The sequence below is a fragment of the Rhizomicrobium sp. genome, assembly GCF_056722145.1.
This window is the reverse complement of sequence record NZ_JBWZET010000011.1, coordinates 1-25,041: the sequence shown is the minus strand read 5'-3', so window position 1 is coordinate 25,041 and position 25,041 is coordinate 1. Positions and strand designations below refer to the sequence as shown.

The 25,041-nt window shown below is 63.4% G+C and carries 24 protein-coding genes; 11 read left to right on the top strand and 13 right to left on the bottom strand.

The window, feature by feature from the left end:
• Positions 1-22: 22 nt before the first annotated feature.
• Positions 23-706 (bottom strand): alpha/beta fold hydrolase, encoded by a 684-nt coding sequence (locus AC1P6P_RS00585; protein WP_481400489.1) that lies wholly within the window; start codon positions 704-706, stop codon positions 23-25.
• Between the two features lie 542 nt (positions 707-1,248).
• On the opposite strand from AC1P6P_RS00585, the gene AC1P6P_RS00580 reads away from it, so the two are divergent.
• The 5 genes from AC1P6P_RS00580 (at position 1,249) to AC1P6P_RS00560 (ending at position 7,463) form a co-directional block, all read left to right on the top strand.
• Complete coding sequence (locus tag AC1P6P_RS00580) at positions 1,249-3,123, top strand: DEAD/DEAH box helicase (RefSeq protein ID WP_481400490.1); 1,875 nt, start codon at positions 1,249-1,251, stop codon at positions 3,121-3,123.
• Positions 3,124-3,158: 35 nt separating this feature from the next.
• Complete coding sequence (locus AC1P6P_RS00575) at positions 3,159-3,374, top strand: hypothetical protein (RefSeq protein ID WP_481400488.1); 216 nt, start codon at positions 3,159-3,161, stop codon at positions 3,372-3,374.
• Positions 3,375-3,443: 69 nt separating this feature from the next.
• Complete coding sequence (locus AC1P6P_RS00570) at positions 3,444-4,493, top strand: GGDEF domain-containing protein (protein WP_481400487.1); 1,050 nt, start codon at positions 3,444-3,446, stop codon at positions 4,491-4,493.
• Positions 4,494-4,623: 130 nt separating this feature from the next.
• Positions 4,624-6,687, top strand: coding sequence for a M13 family metallopeptidase (locus tag AC1P6P_RS00565; protein ID WP_481400486.1), 2,064 nt, complete (start codon positions 4,624-4,626; stop codon positions 6,685-6,687).
• A 182-nt stretch (positions 6,688-6,869) separates the two neighbouring features.
• Complete coding sequence (locus AC1P6P_RS00560; RefSeq protein WP_481400485.1) at positions 6,870-7,463, top strand: CDP-alcohol phosphatidyltransferase family protein; 594 nt, start codon at positions 6,870-6,872, stop codon at positions 7,461-7,463.
• On the opposite strand, the gene AC1P6P_RS00555 is transcribed toward AC1P6P_RS00560, so the two are convergent.
• On the bottom strand, positions 7,460-8,590 hold the full coding sequence (locus AC1P6P_RS00555) for an acyltransferase family protein (RefSeq protein ID WP_481400484.1): 1,131 nt from the start codon (positions 8,588-8,590) through the stop codon (positions 7,460-7,462). The genes AC1P6P_RS00560 and AC1P6P_RS00555 overlap by 4 nt on opposite strands.
• A gap of 830 nt (positions 8,591-9,420) precedes the next feature.
• Positions 9,421-10,341: a DUF4238 domain-containing protein gene (locus tag AC1P6P_RS00550; RefSeq protein ID WP_481400483.1), complete on the bottom strand. Its 921-nt coding sequence runs from the start codon at positions 10,339-10,341 to the stop codon at positions 9,421-9,423.
• 627 nt (positions 10,342-10,968) lie between these two features.
• Between AC1P6P_RS00550 and AC1P6P_RS00545 the strand changes: the two genes are divergently transcribed.
• Both AC1P6P_RS00545 and AC1P6P_RS00540 read left to right on the top strand, forming a co-directional pair.
• Positions 10,969-11,865: a formylglycine-generating enzyme family protein gene (locus AC1P6P_RS00545; RefSeq protein ID WP_481400482.1), complete on the top strand. Its 897-nt coding sequence runs from the start codon at positions 10,969-10,971 to the stop codon at positions 11,863-11,865.
• Positions 11,866-12,072: 207 nt separating this feature from the next.
• Positions 12,073-12,246 carry a hypothetical protein gene (locus AC1P6P_RS00540; RefSeq protein WP_481400481.1) on the top strand — a complete coding sequence of 58 codons (174 nt, stop codon included), beginning with the start codon at positions 12,073-12,075 and terminating at the stop codon, positions 12,244-12,246.
• A gap of 3 nt (positions 12,247-12,249) precedes the next feature.
• Here the strand turns inward: AC1P6P_RS00540 and AC1P6P_RS00535 are convergent, their stop codons facing one another.
• A complete protein-coding gene (locus tag AC1P6P_RS00535; RefSeq protein WP_481400480.1) occupies positions 12,250-12,996 on the bottom strand; it encodes a hypothetical protein in 747 nt (248 codons plus the stop codon).
• An 84-nt stretch (positions 12,997-13,080) separates the two neighbouring features.
• Between AC1P6P_RS00535 and AC1P6P_RS00530 the strand changes: the two genes are divergently transcribed.
• Positions 13,081-14,241 (top strand): MFS transporter, encoded by a 1,161-nt coding sequence (locus tag AC1P6P_RS00530; protein WP_481400479.1) that lies wholly within the window; start codon positions 13,081-13,083, stop codon positions 14,239-14,241.
• Here AC1P6P_RS00530 and AC1P6P_RS00525 read toward each other — a convergent pair.
• From AC1P6P_RS00525 to AC1P6P_RS00485, 9 genes are all read right to left on the bottom strand, one after another.
• On the bottom strand, positions 14,238-14,600 hold the full coding sequence (locus tag AC1P6P_RS00525; protein WP_481400478.1) for a HesB/IscA family protein: 363 nt from the start codon (positions 14,598-14,600) through the stop codon (positions 14,238-14,240). The genes AC1P6P_RS00530 and AC1P6P_RS00525 overlap by 4 nt on opposite strands.
• A 66-nt stretch (positions 14,601-14,666) precedes the next feature.
• Complete coding sequence (locus AC1P6P_RS00520; protein WP_481400477.1) at positions 14,667-15,029, bottom strand: SUF system Fe-S cluster assembly protein; 363 nt, start codon at positions 15,027-15,029, stop codon at positions 14,667-14,669.
• On the bottom strand, positions 15,029-15,499 hold the full coding sequence (gene sufU / locus AC1P6P_RS00515) for a Fe-S cluster assembly sulfur transfer protein SufU (protein WP_481400476.1): 471 nt from the start codon (positions 15,497-15,499) through the stop codon (positions 15,029-15,031). The genes AC1P6P_RS00520 and sufU overlap by 1 nt, the downstream gene beginning before the upstream one ends.
• A 1-nt stretch (position 15,500) precedes the next feature.
• Positions 15,501-16,715 carry a cysteine desulfurase gene (locus AC1P6P_RS00510; RefSeq protein ID WP_481400475.1) on the bottom strand — a complete coding sequence of 405 codons (1,215 nt, stop codon included), beginning with the start codon at positions 16,713-16,715 and terminating at the stop codon, positions 15,501-15,503.
• Complete coding sequence (gene sufD / locus AC1P6P_RS00505; protein ID WP_481400474.1) at positions 16,712-17,851, bottom strand: Fe-S cluster assembly protein SufD; 1,140 nt, start codon at positions 17,849-17,851, stop codon at positions 16,712-16,714. The genes AC1P6P_RS00510 and sufD overlap by 4 nt, the downstream gene beginning before the upstream one ends.
• Positions 17,848-18,597, bottom strand: a complete 750-nt coding sequence (gene sufC, locus AC1P6P_RS00500) for a Fe-S cluster assembly ATPase SufC (protein ID WP_481400473.1) — start codon at positions 18,595-18,597, stop codon at positions 17,848-17,850. The genes sufD and sufC overlap by 4 nt, the downstream gene beginning before the upstream one ends.
• Entirely contained in the window at positions 18,597-20,048 is a 1,452-nt protein-coding gene (sufB, locus tag AC1P6P_RS00495) for a Fe-S cluster assembly protein SufB (RefSeq protein ID WP_481400472.1), read from the bottom strand. Before sufB ends, sufC begins: the two co-directional genes overlap by 1 nt.
• 9 nt (positions 20,049-20,057) lie before the next feature.
• The gene (locus AC1P6P_RS00490; protein ID WP_481400471.1) at positions 20,058-21,203 is read right to left on the bottom strand and encodes a cysteine desulfurase family protein; all 1,146 of its coding nucleotides are present in this window, start codon (positions 21,201-21,203) and stop codon (positions 20,058-20,060) included.
• A gap of 21 nt (positions 21,204-21,224) precedes the next feature.
• Positions 21,225-21,707: an Rrf2 family transcriptional regulator gene (locus AC1P6P_RS00485; RefSeq protein ID WP_481400470.1), complete on the bottom strand. Its 483-nt coding sequence runs from the start codon at positions 21,705-21,707 to the stop codon at positions 21,225-21,227.
• Between the two features lie 282 nt (positions 21,708-21,989).
• Between AC1P6P_RS00485 and AC1P6P_RS00480 the strand changes: the two genes are divergently transcribed.
• The 3 genes from AC1P6P_RS00480 to AC1P6P_RS00470 form a co-directional block, all read left to right on the top strand.
• Positions 21,990-22,646: an alpha/beta hydrolase gene (locus AC1P6P_RS00480; protein ID WP_481400469.1), complete on the top strand. Its 657-nt coding sequence runs from the start codon at positions 21,990-21,992 to the stop codon at positions 22,644-22,646.
• Between the two features lie 69 nt (positions 22,647-22,715).
• The gene (gene tyrS / locus AC1P6P_RS00475; RefSeq protein ID WP_481400468.1) at positions 22,716-23,972 is read left to right on the top strand and encodes a tyrosine--tRNA ligase; all 1,257 of its coding nucleotides are present in this window, start codon (positions 22,716-22,718) and stop codon (positions 23,970-23,972) included.
• Between the two features lie 723 nt (positions 23,973-24,695).
• On the top strand, positions 24,696-25,041 hold a 346-nt coding region (locus AC1P6P_RS00470), incomplete at its 3' end, for an AAA family ATPase (RefSeq protein WP_481400467.1).

Sequence of the window (25,041 nt, the reverse complement as noted above, 5' to 3'; positions counted from 1 at the left end):
AAACGATATAGAGGAGCGCGGCTCACCGCAGCCAGTTTCGAAGTATGTCATTTACGTCATCGGGCCTTTCCATCGGCGGAAGATGGCCGCTGTTCGGGAAGACGACATACTCAGCACCTGGAATCAGCGCCGCGATCTCCTGCGCGTGGTCCGGCGGGGTCAGGATGTCCGCGTCGCCCACGCCAACCAAAGTCTGGCAGGTGATTGCGGCGAGATGCGGGCGCGAATCGATGCGGGCCAGGATCGCGGCCTGCTGGCGCAGGAACGCGTCCTTGCCGACGCGCTCGGCCATGTCGAGCACCGCCTGGCAGAGCGGTTGATCGGACAGCCGGTCGTGATGGATGAGCTGCGGCAGTAGCTTCGGGGTGACGCCGCGGAACCGATTCGAGCGCGTCATCGCCATCAGCCCGCGCCGGCGTTTGGACTGTTCGGGCGTGTCCGGCCGGGAGGAGGTGTCGAGCAGCGCCAGCCGCGCCACCCGCTCGGGCGCCATGCGCATGATCGCCTGTGCGACGTAACCGCCCATCGACAGGCCGACCAGCGAGAATCGGCCAGAGACGGCGCCGAGCGCACGGGCAGCCATGTCCTCGATCGTGCTGTCCTGCGTGAGGTCCGCCACCACGCTGCCCGGAAAGGCGGCGAGCTGGTCGATCCACAGGCGTTCGTCACACAGCAGACCGGGAAGGAAGAGGATCGTTTGGGACATGTCCGATATCTAAGACGGCGCAGAAGACCGCGCCATTCTTGACTTTTCAACCCTCATTCACGATACCCACGGCACTGCGCGGTCTTCCGCGCGAAAGTCGTGCGCAATCGTGGCGCCGCGTGGAAAGCAATCATCACTTGACCGACACAGATACGCCGACCGAGACCCAACACGCCATCGCGACCGAGGCAGCCCTGCCCGCGACCGAGGAACAGCCTGTGACGACGGCGCAGGACGCCGCTCCGACGCCGGTGGCGGAGGCCCCGGTTGAGGTGGCTGCGGTCGAGATTGCGCCGGAACTGCCGCTGTTCGCCGCCGCCGCCGCCGATCCCGCGCCGGAGGCAGCCCCGGAAGCACCTGTCGAGGCGGCGCCCGTGGAGGCAGCCCCCATCGCGGAAGCTGCGGTCGAAGACGTGCCCGCCGAGGCAGCTCCGGTCGAGGATGCGCCGGCCGAGAACGCCCCGGTGGCGGAGGACGTCGCCACGGTGGAAGACATTGAGGAACTGCCCGGCTTCGAGGTGCTCGGCCTGTCCGAGCCGATCATGCGTGCGATCGCCGATATGGGCTACAAGCACCCGACGCCGATCCAGGCGCAGGCGATCCCCTATGTGATGATGAACCGGGACGTGCTGGGCTGTGCCCAGACCGGCACCGGCAAGACCGCCTCCTTCACCCTGCCGATGATCGAAATGCTGGCCCGCGGCCGTGCCAAGGCGCGCATGCCCCGCTCGCTCATCCTCGAGCCGACCCGCGAACTCGCCGCCCAGGTCGCCGAAAGCTTCGAGAAGTACGGCAAGTTCAACAAGCTCTCGATGGCGCTGCTGATCGGCGGCGTCTCGTTCGACGACCAGAACAAGAAGCTCGACCGCGGCGTCGACGTCTTGATCGCCACCCCGGGCCGCCTGCTCGATCATTTCGAACGCGGCCGGCTGATGCTGAGCCAGGTTCAGATCCTCGTCATCGACGAAGCCGACCGCATGCTTGACATGGGCTTCATCCCCGACGTCGAGCGCATCTGCAAGCTGCTGCCGTTCACCCGCCAGACGCTGTTCTATTCGGCCACCATGCCGACCGAAATCCGCCGCTTGACCGAGCAGTTCCTGTCCAATCCGGTGCGGGTGGAAGTGACCCGTCCGGCCACCACTGCCGACAATATCAAGCAGGTGCTGGTGCAGGTGCCGAACGACGAGTGGGCCAAGCGCGAAGCCTTGCGCGCCCTGATCCGCGAAGCCGGCGAGATCACCAATGCCATCGTCTTCTGCAACAAGAAGCACACCGTCGATATCGTCGCGAAGTCGCTGTCGAAGCACGGCTTCAACGCGGCGCCGTTGCACGGCGATCTCGACCAGTCGGTGCGCACCAAGACGCTTGAAGGCTTCCGCAGTGGCGAAGTGACGATCCTGGTCGCTTCCGACGTCGCCGCCCGCGGCCTCGATATTCCGGCGGTGAGCCACGTCTTCAATTTCGACGTGCCCTATCATTCCGACGACTATGTCCACCGTATCGGCCGTACCGGTCGCGCCGGACGCAGCGGCGAAGCCTACATGCTGGTCACCGGCGCCGACGGCAAGTACGTCGAAGCGATCGAGAAGCTGACCAAGACGACGCTGCCGCGCCGCTCCATCGAAGGGCTCGCCGAGCAGGTGCGCGAACGCCCGCCGCGGGACAAGTCGCGCGACCGTGGTGGCCGCGACCGGGGCCGTGGCCGCGATCGCGACCGCAACCACAACGACCACCGTGACCGTCCGATCAAGGCGCATGGCCAGGTCGCGTCGATGGAGCCGGCGAAGACGCCCGCGCCGGTGCAGGAGCGCCCCGTTGAGCAGCAGCGGCCGCGCCAGGAACCGCGTAACGAGCAGCAGCAGCAGCGCCGCTCGGATCATCGCCAGGATCATCGCCCGCAGCGCAAGCCGGAGCCGGTCAATCGGCCCGAGCCGGTGCATTACGCCCAGTCGTTCCGCGACCGTTCGTCGAAGACGCCGCCCGTGGAAGTGACGCCGGTCGACATTTCGCAGCTCCCCGCCTTCCTGCTGCGCCCGGTCAAGCTGCCCAAGGCACCGGAAAAGAAGCCGGTCGAGAAAAAGCCGGTCGAAGCAAAGAAGCCCGCGCCCAAGCCCGACACGCCGAAGCCGGTTGACGCGAAGCCGGTCGTTGAGACGCCGGTCGTTGTGACGCCTGCCGTTGTGACGCCTGCCGTTGTGACGTCTGCCGTTGAGACGCCTGTCGTTGAGATGCCGGCCGTTGTGGCGCCCGTCGCAGCGACAGCGTCCGAAGTACCTGCGACCGAAAAGAAGCCGGCGGCGAAGAAGCCGCGGGCGCCGCGCAAGCGGGCGGTCAAGAAGGTCGTCGCGGACGCGGCGGTCGAGGCACCTTCGGATGCAAAGGTCGAGACGCCGGTGGAACCTGACGCGGTGTGACCGGTTCTTCCCGGACAGGTCCGGGAGCAACGATCATGACCGCGAAGATCAAGCGTGATGTCGACGGCGTGACCCATTCCAAGCCGGGGTCGGTCGATCAGCAAGCGGAAGACAGTTTTCCGGCCAGCGACGCCCCCTCCTTCTCCCCCGGAGCGGTCGGGGCGCCGCCGAACCGGAAAACCCCGTCCGTTGCCACCGCTCACACCGGCGGCAAAGAAAAGACTCTGCGCAAACCAAAGCCCGCGACTTAACGGTTTCTTACCGACCTTGCCGCCACACTGGCGTCGCTCCGGTGGCAGGAGCGACTAGTGGGGATGACGTTGGCAGCACCTTCTCGCGAGCTGGCCTTGGCCAAGACCGCCTTCGCCCTGATGGGCGATTGGAACGTGACGCCGACGCCGGAACACTACGAGCTGTTCTACGTCTATGCCGGCGGCAACAATCCGGCGCTCGGCAAGATCATCGACACGATGATCCGCGACAAAACTCCGTTCACGCCGGCGGTACTGCAGGGCCTAGGCGCCCAGTTCCTGACCCGCGAACGCACCGCCCAGACCATGGAAGATGTCGGCGCCGGCATCAGCGGCATGCTCGATACCGTGCTCGGCAAGTTGGAGCGGGCCGGCAAGGACGCCGGCGAATATGGCCGCACCCTGTCGGCGGCGACCGGCGAGCTGGGCGGAGACCAGTCCCCCGCCGCGGTGGCCAAGATGGTGGAACGCCTGGTTGGCGCCACCAAGGCGATGGAAGTGCGCACCCGCTCCCTGGAGGGGGAGTTGCAGCGCTCCTCCGAGCAGGTCAGTGACCTGAAGACCCAGCTCGACACCGTGCGCAAGGAAAGCCGCCTCGATCCTTTGACCGGCGTCGCCAATCGCAAGGCGTTCGACAGCGAACTGCAGTCGGCGATCAACGATGCCCGCCAAGATGGTTCGTCGGTGGCGCTGATGATGTGCGACATCGATCATTTCAAGCGCTTCAACGACACCTGGGGCCATCAGACCGGCGATCAGGTGCTGCGGCTGGTGGCGAGCTGCCTGTCGGAGAACGTCAAGGGCCGCGATACCGCCGCGCGCTACGGCGGCGAGGAGTTCGTCGTCATCCTGCGCCAGACCGCGCTCGACGGCGCCACCAAGCTGGCCGAGCAGATCCGCACCAACGTCGAGAACAAGAAACTGGTCAAGCGCTCCACCGGCGACATCCTCGGCACCATCACGATCTCGATCGGCGTCGCGCAGTTGCGCGACGGCGATACCCCTGAGCTTCTGGTGCAGCGTGCCGACCGCGGCCTCTATCGCGCCAAGAATACGGGCCGCAATCGCGTCGTGCCGGAAACCGAACTTGCCCGTTCGGCAGGAACGCACGCGGCGTAGCCGGTTAACCGCGAATCCCCCCGCAAAAGCTCGCCAACCGAAATTCAAGGGGCAATCGGTCGCGAATACGTGACTTGCACGTCAAGGCGACCCGTCCGCATCCTAACGAGTTGCATTTGTGGAGTTTTGCATGAATCGTCGCCTACTGGTCGCGGCCGCGCTGTTGATTGCCGGCTGCTCTGCCCCGCCGCCTCCGCCGCCCCCGGCACCACCGCCTGCACCCAAAGCCACGCTCGGCCAATGGGGCGTCGATCTCACCGGCATGGACCGCTCGGTCAAGCCCGGCGACGATTTCTACATGTTCGTCAACGGCAACTGGTACAAGAACGCGGTCATCCCCGCCGACCGTTCCTCCACCGGCTCGTTCCAGAATCTCGCGATCCTCAGCGAAAAGCGCATGAAGGAGATCGTGGCGGAACTCGAAGCCAAGCCGGTCGACCAGTTGACGCCGGAAGAGAAGAAGCTGCGCGACCTCTACGACGGCTTCGTCAACACCCAGGCGATCGAGGCGCACGGGCTTGAGCCGGTCAAGGCCGATCTCACCGAGATCGCCAAGCTGAAGACCTTGAAAGACATCGCCCGCATCATGGGCTCGCCGCGCCTGACCGCGGAAGGCATTTTCGGCGTCGGCATCGGCGTCGACGACAAGGACTCCACGAAATACAGCGTCAATGTCGGCCCGGAGGGCCTCGGTCTGCCGGATCGCGACTTCTACCTGCTCGACGAAGCGGGCATCGTGAAGGTCCGCGCCGCCTACAAGGTCTACCTCACGACCATGCTGACGCTCTCGGGCGCCCAGGATGCCGAGAAGCGCGCCGACAAAGTGCTGGCGCTCGAAACCGAGATCGCCAAGCTGCGCTGGAGCCGCGCCGATCGCCGCAATCCGGAGACGATGTACCATCCGGTCCCCTACAAGGACCTCAAGAAGCTCGCCCCGGCGTTCCCGTGGGATGCGTTCTTCTCCGAAACCGGCATTCCGCTGAACAACGGCGAGCGTGCCGTGGTGGTTGGGGAAAGCACCGCCGTTGCGCCGCTGGCGAAGCTGTTCGCCAAAACGCCGGTTGCGGTGTGGAAAGATTTCATCACCGTCCACTATCTGCACACCTATGCCGGCGTGCTGCCGCAGAAGTTCGACGACGCCGATTTCGCCTTCTACGGCACGGCGCTGGCCGGACGGACCGCGCAGACCGAACGCGCCACCCGCGGCGTGCGCCTGCTCGACCGCACCCTCGGCGAAGCGTTCGGCAAGCTCTATGTCGCCAAGTATTTCCCGCCGGAATCGAAGGCGAAGGTCGAGAAGCTGGTCGCCAACCTGCTCAAGGCCTATGAGGCGGACATCAAGACCCTGCCGTGGATGAGCGAAGCGACCCGCCAGAAGGCGCTCGACAAGCTGCATGCCTTCACGCCGTATCTCGGCTATCCCGACAAATGGCGCGACTACGCGACGCTCGCAATCAGCCGCGACGACCTCGTCGGCAACCTCAAGCGCGCCGCGCAGTTCGAGTGGAAGCATGATCTCGATCGCCTCGACCAGCCGGTCGACAAGAGCGAGTGGCACATGACTCCGTCGACGGTGAATGCCTATTACGAGCCGTCGTTCAACTCGATCACCTTCCCGGCCGCGATCCTGCAGCCGCCGTTCTTCGATCCCAAGGCGGACGATGCGGTGAACTACGGCGCCATCGGCGTGGTGATCGGTCATGAGATCAGCCACGGCTTCGACGACCAGGGCGCCAAGTACAACGGCATCGGCAACCTCGACAATTGGTGGACCGACGAGGATGCGGTCGCGTTCAAGGCCCGCACCAAGATGCTCGGCGACCAGTTCGACTCCTATGAGCCGCTACCCGGCCTGCATATCCGCGGGGCGGCGACGATGGGCGAGAACATTGCCGATCTCGCCGGCCTGTCGATCGCGATCAAGGCCTATCACATCTCGCTCGGCGGCCAGTCGGCGCCGGTGCTGGACGGCTTCACCGGCGACCAGCGCCTGTTCCTCGGCCTCGCCCAGGTGTGGCAGTCCAAGTTCCGCGAAGGCGACTTGCGCAGCCGCATTCTCAGCGACGTGCACTCGCCGGCGCCGTTCCGGGTCATCGGTTCGACCCGCAATGTCGACGCGTGGTACGATGCTTGGGGCGTCAAGCCCGGCGACAAATACTACCTGCCGCCGGAACAGCGCGTGAAGCTCTGGTGACCCACTTCGTCGTGGCCGGGCTCGACCCGGCCTCGACGGACTGGAACGTCGGACTCTCGCTTGGAATCATGACTTTCCTCCCCCGCGGAGATCAAACCGTTGAGCCGCACATCGTTGCAATAGCGGGGGAGGAAAGAGTGATCTCGCTTGAACATCAGACACACTGACTGTAGGGGGACAAAATGATTGCCAGGAAGATTCCAGCCGCGCTCATTGTCTTCCGTGCCCTGATGATCTTGGTCGTGCCCGTCCTGGGATGGTACGGACACGGCTATTTCCTCGCCCTCGTCATTCTCCTGGCGACGCTCTCCGACATTTTCGACGGCATCATCGCCCGCCGCCTGGGCGTGTCGACCATCAACCTGCGCAAAGCCGATTCCACCGTCGACCTGTTGTTCTGGCTGGCGAGCATGACGGCGCTTTATTTCCTCCGCCCCGACGCCGTGATGCGCAACCTCATCATCGTCGCCTATGCCATCGCCGCCGAGATCCTCGAACAGCTGATCTGCTGGCTGCGCTTCCACCGCATGACCGCCACCCACGCCCGCTCGGCCAAGTTCATGGGCCTGTGCCTCTTGGTCGGGATGATGGTGCTCGGCTGTTACGGCAGTTCGGTGGTGGCGTTCTGGATCATCGGCGTCGGCATCACGGTGTCGATCTTCGACGGCTGCGCCATCGTCGTGCTGCTGCCCGAGTGGGAAGCCGACGTCCCCAGCGCCTGGGAAGCCTGGCGCCTGCGCCAAGGCCTGCCCGTCCGCCGCCACTGGCTGGGCTAAAGGATCTTCTTCACCAGCGGCACCTGCCGCAGCACCACCGACACGACCAGCGTCGCCGCCAGCGCGATCGGCCAGACGATAGCCCACTTCGCCACCGGCGGCATCGCCACCGGCACCAGCACCAGCGAGATCGCAACCAGCACCGGCGCGTGGGTCATGTAGATGCCGAACGAGTTGTCGGACAGCAGCTTCGCCACCCGGCCTTTGGCGTTGAAGTTCTGGCGGAAGAGCACCAGCAGCCCCGTGCACATAGCGACGCAGACGATCGACTCCCACACGGCATAGGCGCCGCTCTGCCAGGTGCCGTGACCGGCGAAGGCGTCGAAGCCATGCTGGAGCGCGCCACCGACCTGCATCAGCGCAAAGAATCCGGGGATGCCGAGCACAAGCCCGAACACCAGCAGGCCATAGCCGAGGCCGCGGGTAATTCCGTCGAACACCTTGCGCCGCTGGGCGACGATGCCGGCCAGGAACAGCACGACATACTGCGCGAAGAAGCAGAACTGATAGGTGTGGAAGTGGGTGCCGATCCACCAATACCGGCGGATGGTGTAGGCGAACGCGGCGATCACCAGACCGAGCGCCACGATGACCAGCAGCGACACGCGCCGCGGCTCCACCGGCTTCGGCCGCGGTGCGATCAGCCGGAACGCGCCATAGATGAGCGAGAACACCAGCAGCGCCACCGCGAACCACATCGGCCCGGAGCCGTCGAGCCAAAGGCGATGGGTCAGGAAATACGGATAGGCGGCGAGCGGCGCCTGCTTGGTATGCCAGTCGGAGCCCATGTAGGCCGCCAGCGGGTGCAGCAGGAAAGCGAACAGCAGCGACGGAATGCCCAGCCGCACGAAGCGGTCCCAAGCGAACCGCCCGAAACCTTTGCGGTCATAGGCACCGGGGGTGAAATAGCCCGCCAGCAGGAACAGGAAGCCCATGAAGAATGCCTGCAGGAAGCACAGGAACCAGGAGAAGAACAGCTTGGTCCCGAGATCGACCTGCCCCGGCTCGACATAATACCAGAATCCCATCTGGCCATAGGTCACCGCGACATGCACCCCGACGACGAAGACGATCATCAGCCAGCGCAGATTGTCGATATAGTCGAGGCGGTTGGTTTGCCCAGCCATAAGGGTCCCCCGTAAGGTGGCATGACAGTCCGCCTAAGATGGGATCGCGGCCGGGCTTTGCACTGCGACACGCTGCCCGTTTGTGCGGTAAGAATATGGCGCCGTTCATTGCGATTAATTTGCACACTGATCATCGAGCCCTGCGGCGAGCCACGCACCATGTAGTTTGGAGTTGCTCTGGCCCCAACTCCCCCCGTCTGGCACGCCCACTCCGCGCCTCCGCGTGACTTTTCCTTTGGAAAATCCCCTCACGCCAAAGCCTTTCTGCCCCCGCGTCCTTTTCTGCCCCCGCGGGCGACGCGCTGTCGTCACTCGCACGATGAGCGTGGGGGAAGAAACGAGCAGCGAGCCTGAAGTACGTCCTTTTCTGCCCCCGCGGACGACGTGCTGTCGCCACCCGCAGGCAGACCGTGGGGGAAGTGCCCAGCGTTAGCGGGCAAAGGGGGCTCGCGATTCAGTAAGCCCCCCTTCGCCCTGACGGGCACTTCCCCCACGGTCTGATTGCCAGCGAAGAAAATCGTGCGCCCGCGGGGGCAGAAACAAGCGGCGAGCACACACCATGCTCAAACGAAGAATTCTCACGCGGAGGCGCGGAGACACTACGCGTGCGACACTGCCTATCAATTCCTCGCCACCGAGCCACAACAGCCCCGCATGGCACGCCCCACTCCGCGTCTCCGCGTGAATCCACTTCGTCACAAAAGGATCGGCTGAAGACGAATTAAGTATAGTGTTCCCGGATATGAATCCGGATATCGATATTTCCCAATCTGGTGAATTCATCTGTGAAGTGCGCCAAGAATAACCGCCCCCCTGCTTAACGCTGTGCGTCAGGTGGCGAAGGGAACCAGTGAAGGTTCCTCTCGTGCGAATGTTTGCCTGTGGCACGCCGAGAACATCCTTGCATTCAAATCGTGGACCTGCCCCGCAGTTAACCCACCTGAAGAGAACGCGGGTTCTTCATTCACCTCCGTTAGTAGTAACGCGCGACGTGGCGAAATTGGGTAGTACCAAGTCAGCATTGTAGGCGGCGTATTTCCGTCACCGTGTAGATTTATCAAAGGCTGGTCGCCCGTGATGAAATCGTTGCCCGTCGTGTTTTCGATTAGCGCTAAGGTCCTCTTCTTTCTCTCTAGAAACACGTTCATTCCAATGTTGCTTGCGTACATGTGACTCAATATGGCCCAGATTCTTGACACATCCAGGTTGTTTTTCTCTTTTAGAACTTCAACGGTTTTTGTTCTAATACCTTTTGTCCGCATGTGCTGTGTCGCCAGGAAGTGAAACAAGGTGATGCAACTCTGATCATTGGAAAGGAAGCTAATGTCATCATGTAGCATTCGTTCCAGCAGTGGCAGAAACGAACGCTCGATGCCCATGTGATAATCCTCAAGTGCATTCGTACGATATGTGTCGATGAGGTCATCCAAATCTTGGGACCTTCCCTCGAACAACTGCGGCGATGCGACGAGTGCGAGGAAACCTTCATGAAGTTTTTTTGTTAGTGCGTGCACCCCTTCGACATCTATCGCAAGGAATCGGACCAACTCCACATCTTCGAGGGTCAGCTTACCAACCTTATAGAAATAGTTCTCCACGCCCACTGCTGCTGTACCCGTCGCAAATATCCGATTGTTGCTCAGGCAATAAAGCTGACCATTGGCGCACCACGCATTCAGATATTTCTGCCAGACATGGTGCTGTCGCCGTTTTTTGGGGGCTTGCTCGGGAGACGCATTTTGGAGAGGCATTTTTCTGATTGCTCTGCTAGACCGTTTCCGTTGGCGACTACACACATCATAACACACGCGCCGCACTACGCGGTGCGAATGACCGAATCTGGCGCAACCACGCCCATTCATCCCGTCACCCCAACTCGCCTGCGAATGCCTCTCCCTCCGAACTGTGTAGCGTTTGTCGCACCACCTTGAAGTGGGCCGACTCACTTCCCACCTCTCATGCGTGCAGTTTGGAATGGAGGATTCGTGATGGTAGCGGCGATGGAAGGTCGCGTCTTCCCGTACCCGCCGAGCAACGTCGAGACAAAACTAACCCAGGATACGCAGCTCGCGTGCGTATCGGACGGACAAGGCCGGCACAGGACCGACATAAGCCCGAGTAAGCCCGCGTAAATCCATCGGTGGCGGCGTCGGCGGCGGCAAAAACGCAACGAGCCAGTTCGTGCGGGTTTCACAGGGCAGACGGACTGTGCCTGTCATCGGCCGCGTGAAACCGGCCCTTGCTGGCGCCCCGTTTGTGGAGGGCACTCCCCGAGGCAAGCGGACTTGCGAAAATCAAGCCCGCTTTCGGCATATTTAAGGGGTCTTGCCCCGTCGCGTGGAATGTCTGCTATGGTGCGGCGAAGCTGCGAGACCGTCATGTTGCGTTTCTTTTTGCGTTCCGTCTGTGCCGTTGTGGTGATCGTCGCCGCCGCGATCGCCGATCCTGCCGACCGCAGTTTCAAGGAATGCCCGAACTGCCCGGACATGATCGGCATTCCCGCCGGCCGTTTCGTGATGGGCAGCCCGGCGCGCGAGCCCGGCCGCTTCGAAGCCGAAGGTCCGCAGCGCATCGTCAGCGTCAAGGCGTTCGCGCTCGCCAAGTTCAACGTCACCAGCGAAGAATATCTCACCTTCCTCAGGACCACCGGCTACGAGCCCGAGCCCTGCAACCGCATTCTCAACATGCGCTGGCGGGTGCCGAACAAGGGTGTCGCCTTTCCGCCGTTCGACGAGGAACCGTCATTGTGGCCGGCGAGCTGCGTGTCGTGGAAAGACGCTCACGCCTATGTCGCGTGGCTGAACCAGAAGGTGCGCGAGGCCCGTCCTGCGCTTGCGGGCCGCCCCGGCCCCTACCGGTTGCCGAGCGAAGCCGAATGGGAATACGCCGCGCGGGCGGGCACTACTACCGCGCGCTGGTGGGGCGATGCGATCGGCGTCGGCAACGCCAACTGCAATGGCTGCGGCAGCAAGTACGATTTCCACGCCCTCGCCAATATCGACAGCTTCACGCCCAATCCGTTCGGGCTGTACGGCATGCTCGGCAATGTCTGGGAGTGGACGGAAGACTGCTGGCACAAGGCCTATCTCGGCGCCCCCGCCGATGCCCGCCCGTGGACGGAAAAAGGCTGCACCCGCCATGTGTTGCGCGGCGGATCGTGGGACAACGTGCCGGTGTTCGTGCGCTCGGCGGCGCGCGTCGGGGCCGAGGATAACGGCGCCGAATACGATTATTCGGCGATGGCCGGCTTCCGCGTAGCGCGCGACCTGCCTTAATCAAGAGAATGTCCGCCACAATTTAGTAAAATATTCTTTCCAATCCGGAGCATCTCTAATCCACACAGCAAGTGGTTGATTGCGCGTTCGTCCGGCCATCGCGGCGCGAAAACGGGTGTATTCCGCGCCGGTTCGCCCCCTCCCGAAAGCCCAGGTCTATTCCTACCTGATACGTATCGGAACGATAGATAGGGGCTGATACATCACATGCGGAAACGTTCTCCAACCAACACGGCTGTTGAAGTCGAGGAGCGCTTCCTGTTGCAGGCATTGCACCGGTTGCGCACTGAGGAACAACGCTACGTCTTCACGCTGATGGCTGATCTACTGAGCCAGGGCCTGGTGGCGCAGACGGTGGCCTCGCTCGAGAACAACAAATAGCGTTCATCGCAGAACGGCGCGCGTATCCAATAGAAGAGTGAAATGCATTTCCTTCGGGTAATCGCCGGCGGGTAACGCGATCGGCGAAGACAGAAGAACTGCATTGCGCGCGCCGATGGCGATATCGCGATAGACCGCGTCGGTCTTGGCGCGGGCCAGTTCGACGATGTCGGCCGCTGCGATGGTGCCGTCGCGCTTCATCACGACCGCGATCTTGACGGCGAACGGCTTGTCGCCGGTACGCGCGATGTTCAGCGTCCAGCGCCGCAGCACTTGCGCCAGCACGTAATCGCGAATGGCATAGGTCGCAGCATCGCCGGGCGCGCCGTTGGCGGCGTCGGTCTCGGCAAAGCCCTGGCCGATGGTCAGCTTGGTGTCGGGCTGCTTCAGCCGCGCCAGCTCTTTCAGCTTGGCGTCGAGCGCATCGACCGGCCTGGTCCCGGTCGCCGACACGCCGCGCGGAATCGGACTGGCGGCCTCTTGCGTGCGTCCGGCCTTCTGTTGCGGCACGACGGCGTGCTGTTCGGCGGGCGGCGAGCGCGTCTCCTCGCCCAGGCGGATCACCTCCACCGGCAGGAACACCGGATGGGGCTCCGGCTCCTTCGCGGCCGTGACGGTATGATGGGCGACCACCACCAGCACCAGGAATGCCAGTAGGGCGTGCAGCGCCAGCGAACCCAGCACGCCGCGGCCATCGTCCCAGGCACAGCGGCGTCCGGCGATCAGGAGGTGGTGGAGGTGTTCGTTCACGGCCCGAGATTACACGGTTCCCCGCTGGCAGATGTCAATTTTGCGCTACTGGTTTTTGCGGCGGTGTTGCGCTTTATGGACGCCATGAGAGCCGACTCGACCCGCATTCCCACCGTGGCGATGGCCGTGGCCGCCGGGTTCGGCGTGGCCAATCTCTATTACAATCAGCCCATGCTGGCGCTGATCGCGCAGTCGTTTCCGTTCTCCAAGATCACGCTTCTGATCCCCAGTGCCACCCAGCTCGGCTATGTGATCGGGCTGGTGCTGTTCCTGCCGCTTGGCGATCTGGTCGACCGCCGCCGCCTGATCGTGGCGCAGTTCGTCATCCTGGCGTTGGCGCTGGTGTTCGCGGCGACCGCCCAGACCGCCTTGATGCTGCTCGTCGCCTCGCTGCTGGTCGGTGCCACCTCCAGCGTCGCCCAGCAGATCGTGCCCTTCGCTGCAACCCTCGCCAGCGATGACCGGCGCGGTGCCATCGTCGGACGGGTGATGAGCGGGGTGCTGTGCGGCATCCTCTTGGGGCGGACGGTCGCCGGTTTCGTTGCGACGTGGTTCGACTGGCGTGCCACCTTCTGGTTTGCGGTTCCCGCCATGCTCGCCGCCGGCGCGCTGATGGCCGCGACCCTGCCGACCCGTCCGCCGGCCGAGACCATCCGCTATCCCAAGGCGCTGGCCTCGCTCGCCGACATCTGGGAGGAGGAACCGACGTTGCGCCGCGCAGCCCTCACCCAGGGTGCGCTGTTCGGCTCGTTCTCGGTGTTCTGGACCATCCTGTCGCTGCACCTGCAGGAGCCGATCTTCAAGCTCGGTGCCGATGCGGCGGGTCTGTTCGCGATCCTCGGTGTCGTCGGCATTACTGCGGCGCCGTGGTCCGGGCATATTGCCGACCGCCGCGGTCCGACGCTGGTGGTGCAGATCGGTGCCCTGATCACCGTCCTGGCGTGGCTGCCGTTTGCGCTATGGAACACCATCCTCGGCATGATCGTCGGCGTGATGGTGCTCGATTTCGGCGTGCAGAGCGCCGTGGTGTCCAACCAGCACAAAATCTATGCGCTGCGGCCCGAGGCGCGCAGCCGCTTCAACACCATCTTCATGTCGGGCATCTTCATCGGCGGCGCCATCGGCTCGGCGTTCGGCAGCACCGTCTACAAGCTCGCCGGCTGGTTCCCGGCCTGCCTGTTCGGCGCCGGCCTGGCGTCCATCGCGCTGTGCCTGCAGGTCGTCGGCAAACCGGACCGGGACTAATCCACCTTCGCCGGCGTGATCGAAACGGATTCGCCGCAGCCGCAGGCGGCCGTCTGGTTGGGATTGATGAAGGTGAAGCGCGCGCCCATCTTCTCGCGCACGAAATCGATCTCGGTACCGATCAGGAACAGGATCGCCTTGGGATCGATGAAAACCTTGACGCCCTTGTCCTCCACCACTTCCTCGAGCGGCGCAGCGGCTTCGGCGTAATCCATCGTGTAGCTCATGCCGGCGCAGCCGCCGTTGCGCACGCCGACGCGGATGCCCTGATACTGGCCGTCGGCATTGGCCATGATCTCGCGGATGCGCTCTGCGGCGGCATCGGAAAGACGGACGGCTTTGGGGCGTTCGCGAACCATATAGAGCTTCTTCTCTTGTCGCGCTTGCCGGGCGGGAAACCGGTTCCCACTTTTCCTGCAAGCGCTTCAGTACATATCCAGTTGCAGTTTGGCCTCGTCGCTCATGCGCTCGGGCGTCCACGGCGGATCGAAGGTCATTTCGACATTCACTTTGCCGATGCCTTCAACCTTCTCCAACGCCTCGCGCACGCTGACGGGCAATTCCACCGCCACCGGACAGCCCGGCGCGGTCAGCGTCATGTCGACGTTCACATTCCAGTCTTCGGTGACGTCGACTTTGTAGATAAGCCCGAGCTCGTAGACGTCCACCGGAATCTCGGGATCAAACACGGTTTTCAGCGCCGCGATCAGCTGGGCGGTGAATGCCTCCAGCTTTTCCGGAGGCAGGCCGGATGCCGTCACGGTAGCGTTGGCCAGTTCTTCGCTCATCATTCGGTCTTGGCGGTCGTGCCGGACTCGCCACCTTCCAACGCCGACTTCATGGTGTGCCAGGCGAGCGTCGCGCATTTTACCCGCATCGGGAACGCCGACACGCCGGCCATCACCTGCAGCTGTTCGAGATCGTCGTCGGCGAGACCCGAGACGCCCTCTTCGCCCTTCACCATGTGCAGGAAGCCGCCCATCAGCTTTTCGGCTTCGTCCACCGAACGGCCGATCAGCATGTCGGTCATCAGCGACGCCGACGCCTGCGAAATGGCGCAGCCGCGGCCCTCGAACTTGATGTCGGCGATGCGGTTTTCGGCATCGAGGATGAGATGCACGGTGATGCGATCGCCGCACAAGGGGTTATGCCCCTGGGCATTGTGGGTGGCGTGCTCCAGCGCCCCGAAGTGACGCGGGTGCTTGGAATGATCCAGGATGACTTCCTGGTACAGTTCGCGAAGGCTGTCGTCGATCATGTCAGCACAGAATACTCCTGGCCTTCTCCAAACCCGCAATAAGGGCATCTACGTCTTCGCGGGTGTTGTAGAGACCGAATGACGCCCTGGTTGTGGAGGCGACGCCGAACCGTTCCATCAGAACCTGGGCGCAATGGTGTCCGGCACGCACCGCGACGCCTTCGCCATCGAGAATGGTGGCAACGTCGTGGGCGTGCATGCCGAGCGTTTCGAACGACAGAATGGCGCCCTTGCCTTCCGCCTCGCCGATGACGCGGACCCACTTGAACCGGCCGACAGCCTCGCGGGCGTATTTGTACAGATCGAGCTCGTGCGCCTTGATCGCCGCGCGGTCGAAACCCTTCAGGTATTTGATCGCGGCGGTCAGCCCGACGGCCTCGATGATCGGCGGCGTGCCGGCCTCGAACCGCGCCGGCGGATCGGCATAAGTGACCTTGTCCTCGGTCACTTCGGCGATCATCTCGCCGCCGCCCTGGAACGGCCGCATGGTCTTCAGGTGTGCCCGCTTGCCGTACAGCGCGCCGATGCCGGTGGGGCCATAGAGCTTGTGGCCGGTGATCGCATAGAAATCGACATCGAGGTCCTGCACGTCGACGGTCTCATGCACCGCGCCCTGGCAACCGTCGACCACCACCGGCACGCCCTTGGCGTGGGCGATGGCGATGATCTCCTTCAGCGGATTGACGGTGCCGAGCACGTTCGACATGTGGGTGATGGCGACGAGTTTGGTCTTGGGCGTGATCTGCGCCGCCACCGCGCTCGGATTGATCGAACCGTCTTCGCGCAACTCGACCCACTTCAACACGGCGCGCTTGCGCTCGCGCATGAAATGCCACGGCACGATGTTGGAATGGTGCTCCATCTTGGTGAGCACGATTTCATCGCCGGCGGAAATGCGGGGACTGAGGAAGGCATAAGAAACGAGGTTCAGCGCCTCGGTGCCGCCCTTGGTGAAAACGACCTCGTCGCTGGTCTTGGCATTGAGGAACTGCTGCACGGCAATACGCGCCTGCTCGTACCGCTCGGTGGCGACCGCGGCCAGGCGATGCACACCGCGATGGACGTTGGCGAATTCGCTGAACGCGAACTCGGTCATCGCATCGAGCACGACCTTCGGCTTCTGCGCCGACGCGGCACTGTCGAGATAGGCAAGACGGCGGCCGTTGACCGGCTTGGCCAGGATCGGGAAATCATCAAGCGGCGGAACGAAACTCATTTCGCGAACTCCATGGCACGCGGCAACGCGGCTTCGATGTCGTGCCAGATGCGCCCGATCACGGCCTCATCGCCGATCGGCGCAATCGCCTCTTCGAGGAAGGCGTTGATCAGCAGGCGGCGGGCTTCCTTCTCGGGAATGCCGCGCGAGCGCAGATAGAACAGCGATTCCGCATCGAGATCGCCGACGGTGGCGCCGTGGGCGCACTTCACGTCGTCGGCAAAGATGATCAGCTCGGGCTTCAAATCGGCTTCGGCCCGCTCGCTCATCAGCAGCGCCCGCGCCGTCTGGCGGCTGTCGGAGCCCATGGCACCTTCGCGCACCGTGATCTTGCCTTGATACACGCCACGCGACTTGCCGCCCGCGACATACTTGAAGAGTTGCGTCGACAGCGTATGCGGCGCGGCGTGTTCGATATGGGTGGTGACGTCGGAATGGGCTTCATGGCCGAGCACGGCGACGCCGGACAGATGCGCCTCAGCCCCCTCGCCGCCGAGCACGATGTGCGCCTCGGTCCGCGACAGGCGCGAGCCGAAGTTGGCGAAATGGCCGTGGTACTTGGCGTTCTTGGCCAGCTCCAGCGCCATCAATTCGACGGTGAAGGAGCGCGGCGCGAACGGGGCGCGGCGGACATGCTGCAGTTCGGCGCCCTCGGCCAGCGTGATTTCGACGCCGACGTTGCGCAGGAATCCGGCGTCCGCCGTGTGCGGTTCGCACAGATGCGCCGAGGCGCCCTCTTCCAGCACGATCAGCCAGCGCAAATTGCCCTGGCCGGAAATTTCGAGCCGGATCGGCTCGGCGATCTTGCGGCCCTTGGGCACGCGCAGCGCCACGCCGCCTTCGGAAAACGCCAGCGAGGCTTCCACCAAGGTGCGGCGGTTGCCGACGTGACCGAGCGTCTTCATCACCCAATCGGGCGCGTCCTGCTGGGCGAGATCGAACAGTTCGACGCCTTCCGGCAAGTTCTCGATGTGCCACTTGGCGGTGCCCGCCTGGGCAACCTGGCCGGCGTCCAGCACCGCGCGCAAGTCCGAATAGCGCCAATGCTCGAAGCGGCGATGCGGCATGCCGCGGACGCGGAAGCTGTCGAGAGCCTCCGTCCGCCGCGCTTCGCGCTGGGCTGCCGCGGTCGTCATGCCGGCACCTTTGCGATATCGGCATAGCCCGTCTTCTCAAGCTCGAGGGCGAGTTCCTTGCCGCCTTCGGCAACGATCTGCCCATGCGCCAGCACCGAGATGCGGTCGGGCACGATATAGTCGAGCAGGCGCTGGTAATGGGTGATCACCAGCATCGAACGGTCGGGGCTGCGCAACGAATTGACACCCTCGGCCACCAGCTTCAGCGCGTCGATGTCGAGGCCGGAGTCGGTTTCGTCGAGCACCGCCATCTTCGGTTCGAACAGCGACATCTGCAGGATTTCGAGCCGCTTCTTCTCACCGCCCGAGAACCCGACATTGAGCGCCCGCTTCAGCATCTCTTCGCTGACCTGCAGCGCCTTCGCCTTGGCGCGCACCAGCTTCAGCATGCCCATGGCGTCGATTTCGCTCTCGCCGCGGGCTCGCCGCTGGGCGTTGAGCGCGGACTTGAGGAAAGTCATCGTGGTGACGCCGGGAATTTCGACCGGATACTGCATGGCGAGGAAAATCCCCTTCGCCGCGCGCTCCTCGATCTTCATCGCCAACAGGTCTTCGCCGTTGTAGACGACCGAACCCGAGGTAACGTCGTAGCCGTCGCGCCCCGCCAGCACATAGCTGAGCGTCGACTTGCCCGATCCGTTCGGGCCCATGATGGCATGCACCTGTCCGGACTCGACCTTGAGGTTGAGCCCCTTCAGGATTTTCTTGCCGTCGACGGTGACATGCAGGTCTTTGATCTCAAGCATCACCCGACGCTCCCCTCCAAGCTGATGCCGACGAGCTTCTGTGCCTCGACGGCGAATTCCATGGGTAATTGTTGCAGCACTTCCTTGCAGAAGCCGTTGACGATCAGCGCCACCGCTTCTTCCTGGCTCATGCCGCGTTGCAGGCAGTAAAAGAGTTGATCCTCGGCGATCTTGGAAGTCGTCGCCTCGTGCTCCAGCCGCGCGGTCGGATTGCGGCTTTCGATGTAGGGCACGGTGTGGGCGCCGCACTTGTCGCCGATGAGCAGGCTGTCGCACTGGGTGTAGTTGCGCGCCGCGGTCGCTTTCGGATGCACGCTGACGAGACCGCGATAGGTGTTCTGCGCCTTGCCGGCCGAGATGCCTTTGGAAATGATCCGCGAGCGGGTGTTCTTGCCCAGATGGATCATCTTGGTGCCGGTGTCGGCCTGCTGATAGTGATTGGTGATGGCGATGGAATAGAACTCGCCGACCGTATCGTCACCGCGCAGGATGCACGACGGATACTTCCAGGTGATCGCCGAACCGGTTTCGACCTGGGTCCACGAAATCTTGGAGCGAGCCCCGCGGCAGTCGCCCCGCTTGGTGACGAAATTGTAGATGCCGCCCTTGCCGTTCTCGTCGCCGGGATACCAGTTCTGGACCGTGGAATATTTGATCTCGGCGCCTTCCAGCGCCACCAGCTCAACGACCGCCGCGTGCAGCTGGTTCTCGTCGCGCATCGGCGCCGTGCAGCCTTCGAGGTAGGACACGTAACTGCCCTCGTCGGCGACGATCAGGGTGCGTTCGAACTGGCCGGTCTGGCTGGCATTGATGCGGAAATAGGTGGAGAGCTCCATCGGGCAGCGCACGCCCTTGGGCACGTAGACGAAGGTGCCGTCGGAGAACACCGCCGAATTCAACGTGGCGAAGAAATTGTCGGTCACCGGAACGACGGAGCCGAGGTATTTGCGCACCAGATCCGGGTAATCGCGGATGGCCTCCGAGATCGGGCAGAAGATCACGCCCGCCTCGTTGAGCTTCGCCTTGAAGGTGGTGGCGACCGAAACCGAATCAAACACCGCGTCGACCGCGACGCCGGCGAGCATTTTCTGCTCGCTCAAGGGGATGCCGAGCTTGTTGTAGGTGTCGAGCAGCTTGGGATCGATTTCGTCCAGGCTCTCGTACTTCTCGGCCTCTTTGGGCGCGGCGTAGTAGTAGGAATCCTGGTAGTCGATCTTGGGGTAGCGCAGGCGCGCCCAGTTCGGCTCGCGCATTTCGGTCCAGCGGCGGAACGCAGCCAGACGCCAGTCGAGCATCCATTCCGGCTCGTTTTTCTTGGCCGAAATGAAACGGACGATGTCCGTATTCAGGCCCTTGGGGGCCCGATCGGTCTCGATGTCGGTGACGAAGCCGTACTTGTACTTCTCACCGAGAGCGGCAACCTGGTCTTTCGTGTCCGAACCGGCTGACATTCCCGCCTCTCATGCCGCGGCGCGCTTGGATGTGCGCGCCACTAGGTTGGTAATCGACTGAACCGCTGCCTCGACGTCCGCCTCGCTGGAGGTCCAGCCGAAGCTCGCGCGCAAAGCATATCCTGCAACATCATCGCTCACGCCCATCGCGGCAAGGACGTGCGACCGTTTGACCTTGCCGGAGGAGCAGGCAGACCCCGAACTCAGCATCACGCCGTCGAGGTCCAAGGCCATCAACGCCGTCTCGGCGGGGATGCCCGGCAAAGCGAAACAAGAGGTATTGGCGAGGCGCGGCACACCGGCCCCGAACACGATGACGTCGGGGACGGCAGCGCGCAAATCCGCTTCGAAACGGTCGCGCAAGGCGGCCGAGGCGACCTCATGCGCGACGATCGCGGCCGCAGCGCCAAACCCGGCAATACCCGGCACGTTCTCGGTGCCCGACCGCAGACCCCGCTCCTGACCGCCGCCGACGATGGGCGACGTGAAGGGCGCGCCCGTCTTCAGGATCAGGGCGCCCACGCCTTGCGGGCCGCCGATCTTGTGGGCTGACAGGGTGACGTAATCGGCGTGCGGCAGCGGGATGCGCCCGGCCGCCTGAACCGCATCGACCAGCAGCAGCGCCCCGGCCTCGGCCGCCAGCGCCGCAGCCTCGGCAACTGGCTGGACGACGCCCGTCTCATTGTTGGCGGCCATCAGCGCGATCAAGGCGCGACCCTTGCCCTCGCGTAAGCTATCATTGAGCGCGGCGAGATCGGCAACGCCATTGGCCGTAACGGGAATGCTCTCCAGCCGCAGCCCAGCGAAACGGTCCGCCACCGCGGCGGCATTGGCCAGCACGGAAGGATGCTCTACCGCCGACACGAACAGCCGGGTAATCCGCGCGCCCTTTTCGACGCTGTCGGCAGCGCCCTGCACCGCCCCCCAGAGGGCCACTGCGTTTGCTTCCGTTGCGCCGCTGGTGAAGACCACGTCGGCCGGTTCGACCCCGGCAAGGGCAGCAACCTCCGCCCGCGCATCCTCAATCAGCGCCCGCGCGGCGCGCCCGGCCGCATGCACGGACGAGGCGTTGCCGCCAATCGCCAATCCGCGTTCGGCCGCCCGTTTCGACGCATCGCGCAACGGCGCCGTCGCATTGTAATCGAGATAGGCCATGGTGCCTTCGACTGGTTGCCCTTAAGCGGCGACGCGATCGCCCCCGCCATCGCCTTCGCCTTGCGGCAAGCCGAGCTGGGCCCTGCCCAATACGCGCTTCTCCACGACATCGGCAAGCGAAACAGACGACAGAAATACGTGAATTTGCCGCCCGAGTTCTTCCCACAAATCGTGAGTGATGCAGCGCGCACCCTGGGTGGCACAGCCCTTGGGACTGCCGGGCCGACAACGGGTCGCCGTGATCGGCTCGTCGACGGCCATGATGATGTCCGCCACCCGCACTTCGTCCGACGGCCGGCTGAGCCGGTAACCGCCGCCCGGGCCACGGACGCTTGAGACCAGCCCGCTGCGCCGGAGCTTGGCGAACAGCTGCTCCAGGTAGGACAGCGAGATTTCCTGCCGTTCGGCAATGTCCGCCAGGGAAACGGGGCGACCGCCCGCCTCGTGCTGGGCCAGATCGGCCATCGCCATGACCGCATAACGTCCTTTGGTGCTGAGCCTCATGTCCTTAACTCCAAAACTTGCGCGGGCGCTTTCGCTGCGTTCGTTTTCCTTGCGCAACCGGGGGCCGACTGGTGTAAGAACAGCGGTCCAAGACGCGTCGCGTACTTCCCGTACGTGGTATAGATTTCCTGAGTGCCAAGATCAAGTATTCACCTGGGCCTCGCGCCAACGAAATCGCTATGTCCATGATTTTGATCAAATTTTATTCGCTGAACCGTGTTACCCAAATCCCCAAAGTAATTGCGCCCGAGGCTCATTTGCGCCTGGCGATTCGGAGTGCCCATGCCTGACATCATCCTGCCCGGCCCCGCCGGACGTATCGAGGCCCGCTACCAGAAGCAGAAGACCCCGGGCGCCCCCATGGCGCTGGTCCTGCATTCGCACCCGCAGTTCGGCGGCACCATGAACAACCCCTTGGTGTACGACCTGTTTCATATGTTCCACGGCATGGGCTGCACGGCGGTGCGGTTCAACTTCCGCGGCGTCGGCCGCAGCCAGGGAACCTTCGATTCCGGCGCCGGCGAGCTGTCGGACGCGGCGGCGGTGCTCGACTGGATGAACACCCTTTATCCCAATCCCTCCTTCGTCTGGATCTGCGGCATCAGCTTCGGCGCCTGGATCGGCATGCAGCTTCTGATGCGGCGGCCCGAGATCACTGGCTTCGTCTCCATTGCCCCGCCGGCTTCGATGTACGACTTCGCCTTCCTGGCGCCCTGCCCGGCGTCGGGCCTGATCGTCCATGGCACCAAGGATCTGGTGGTGCCCGAAAATGACGTGCAGAAGCTGGTCGACCGTCTGACCGCCCAGAAGGGCATCAAGATCACCTACAACAAGGTGGAAGGCGCCAACCACTTCTTCGACAAGCACGAGGCCGAGGTGGTGGAACAGGTCAAGGAATACGTCAACGAACGGATGGTCCATCCTTACGACCACCGCTGATCGCATCCGGCTCCACGTTGCCCTTGGGCCGCTGGGGCCGTAAACACTCCGGCATCAAGGAACCGTGTCATGGCCAACGCGTCCGAGTTCAAATCCGAATTCCTCCGCACGTTCGTGGAGCGCGGGGCCTATTACGCCTCCACCGACGACGCCGTCCTCGACGCCAAATTCGCCACCGGTCCGGTGACGGCCTACATCGGCTTCGACTGCACCGCACCGAGTCTCCACGTCGGCAGCCTCGTCCAGATCATGACGCTCCATCGCCTGCAGCGCTGCGGCCACAAGCCGATCGTCTTGATGGGCGGCGGCACCACCAAGGTCGGCGACCCGTCGGGCAAGGACGACAGCCGCCAGCTTCTCAGCGCCGAAAAGATCGAGGCCAACAAGCAGTCCATCCTGCGCATCTTCGAACGCTTCCTCAAATTCGGCGACGGCCCGACCGATGCGGTGATGGTCGACAACGCCGAATGGCTGGACGAACTGAAATACATCCCGTTCCTGCGCGACGTCGGCCGCCACTTCTCGGTCAACCGCATGCTGACCATGGACAGCGTCAAACTCCGCCTCGAACGCGACCAGCCGCTGTCGTTCCTCGAATTCAACTACATGATCTTGCAGAGCTACGACTTCGTCGAACTCTACAAGCGCTACGGCTGCACCCTGCAGTGCGGCGGCTCGGACCAGTGGGGCAACATCGTCTCCGGCACCGACCTCGGCCGCCGCCTGACCGAGGCGCAACTGTTCGGCCTGACCTCGCCGCTGATGACGACGGCTTCCGGCGCCAAGATGGGCAAGACCGCCGCCGGTGCGGTGTGGCTCAACGCCGACATGCTGAGCCCGTATGACTACTGGCAGTTCTGGCGCAACACCGAGGACGCCGACGTCGGCCGCTTCTTGAAGCTGTTCACCGACCTGCCGCTGGACGAGATCGCGCGGCTGGAAGCGCTTGCGGGCGCCGAACTCAACGACGCCAAGAAAGTGCTGGCGACCGAAGCGACCGCCATGGCCCACGGCCGCGACGCCGCCGTGGAAGCCGCCGAAACCGCCCGCCGCACCTTCGAGGAAGGCACCATGGCCGCCGGCCTGCCGACGGTGGAGGTGCCGCGCGCCAGCCTGATCGGCATGGCTGTCACCACGCTCGCCCACCAGGCCGGCTTGACCAGCTCGGCCTCGGAAGCGCGCCGCTTCATCCAGGGCGGCGGCCTCAAGCTCAACGATGCCGCCGTCAGCGATGTGAAGGCCGCCGTCGCCGAAACCGATCTTGCTCAAGGCGTGCTGAAGCTTTCGATCGGCAAGAAGAAGCACGTCCTGGTGAAGCCGGTCTGACCAGACTTGGCCGGGCGGCCATCCAGACCGCTCCGCCGCACCAAAAAGCGAAAAATCGAAGTCAAATCCCGTTAAGGCCCGGGCACCACAGATCAATCGCCTTATTAGGCCGGTTCCGGAAGAACGCGATTCACGCGGAGACGCGGAGACGCGGAGCGAGCGGGCCTCGCCCACCTTTCTGCCCCCCGCGGGCGCTGCCCCCGCGGGCACTCTCTTTTCTGCCCCCGCGGGCACTCTCTTTTCTGCCCCCGCGGGCACTCTCTTTTCTGCCCCCGCGGGCACACGGGTCTCGCCACCGGCACGAAGACCGCGGGGGAAGTGGCCCGTAAGGGCCGAAGGGGGCTCTATTTGTCGGAATCAAATTCGAATCCCTTTAAACAGAACCCGAACCGCTTGCCCCACAAACAAATTCGCTTCTATTTGCGATTCACTAGCACACGCAAAAGCGCACCGAACTGCACTTCGCTCTCAGGATCATTCACATGGGAAAACAGCAGATGCACGACCTATAGATGTAGGGACGGACCGCCGAACGACAAGCCCCTGCGTCAGGATAAAGTTGCTCTCGCGCGCCCTTTAGGTGCGCCCAATAGTCAGCTGAGGGCTAGCGAGTGCGCGGTTGGATTGCTCGTCGGACGCAAGAAAGTGTTAAGTTTACACGCATGATTCCGTAGCGATCGTTCGACTGATATTTCGCCGCCCACAAAATTAACAGGCATGTCTATGGCACTAATCGAGGGCATCCGCGTCCAAAACTATCGGGCGCTCAAGGATGTGACGCTTGGCAAGCTCTCTAACCGGCAAAGCGCAGAAAAACTCACACCATTTACGGTAGTGATTGGCAAAAATGGTGCTGGCAAGAGCACAATGTTCGATGCGTTTGGCTTTTTGGCGGATTGCTTAAACTTTGACATCGAAAGCGCGTGCGAACAAAAGCAACGGGGCGGGTTCGACAGACTACATTCGATGGGTTCTACTGGGCCAATTCGCTTCGAAATTTATTACCGCGAAGCGCCGGACGAACGACCGATAACTTATAAACTAGCAATTAATCTGGACAAAGCTGGAC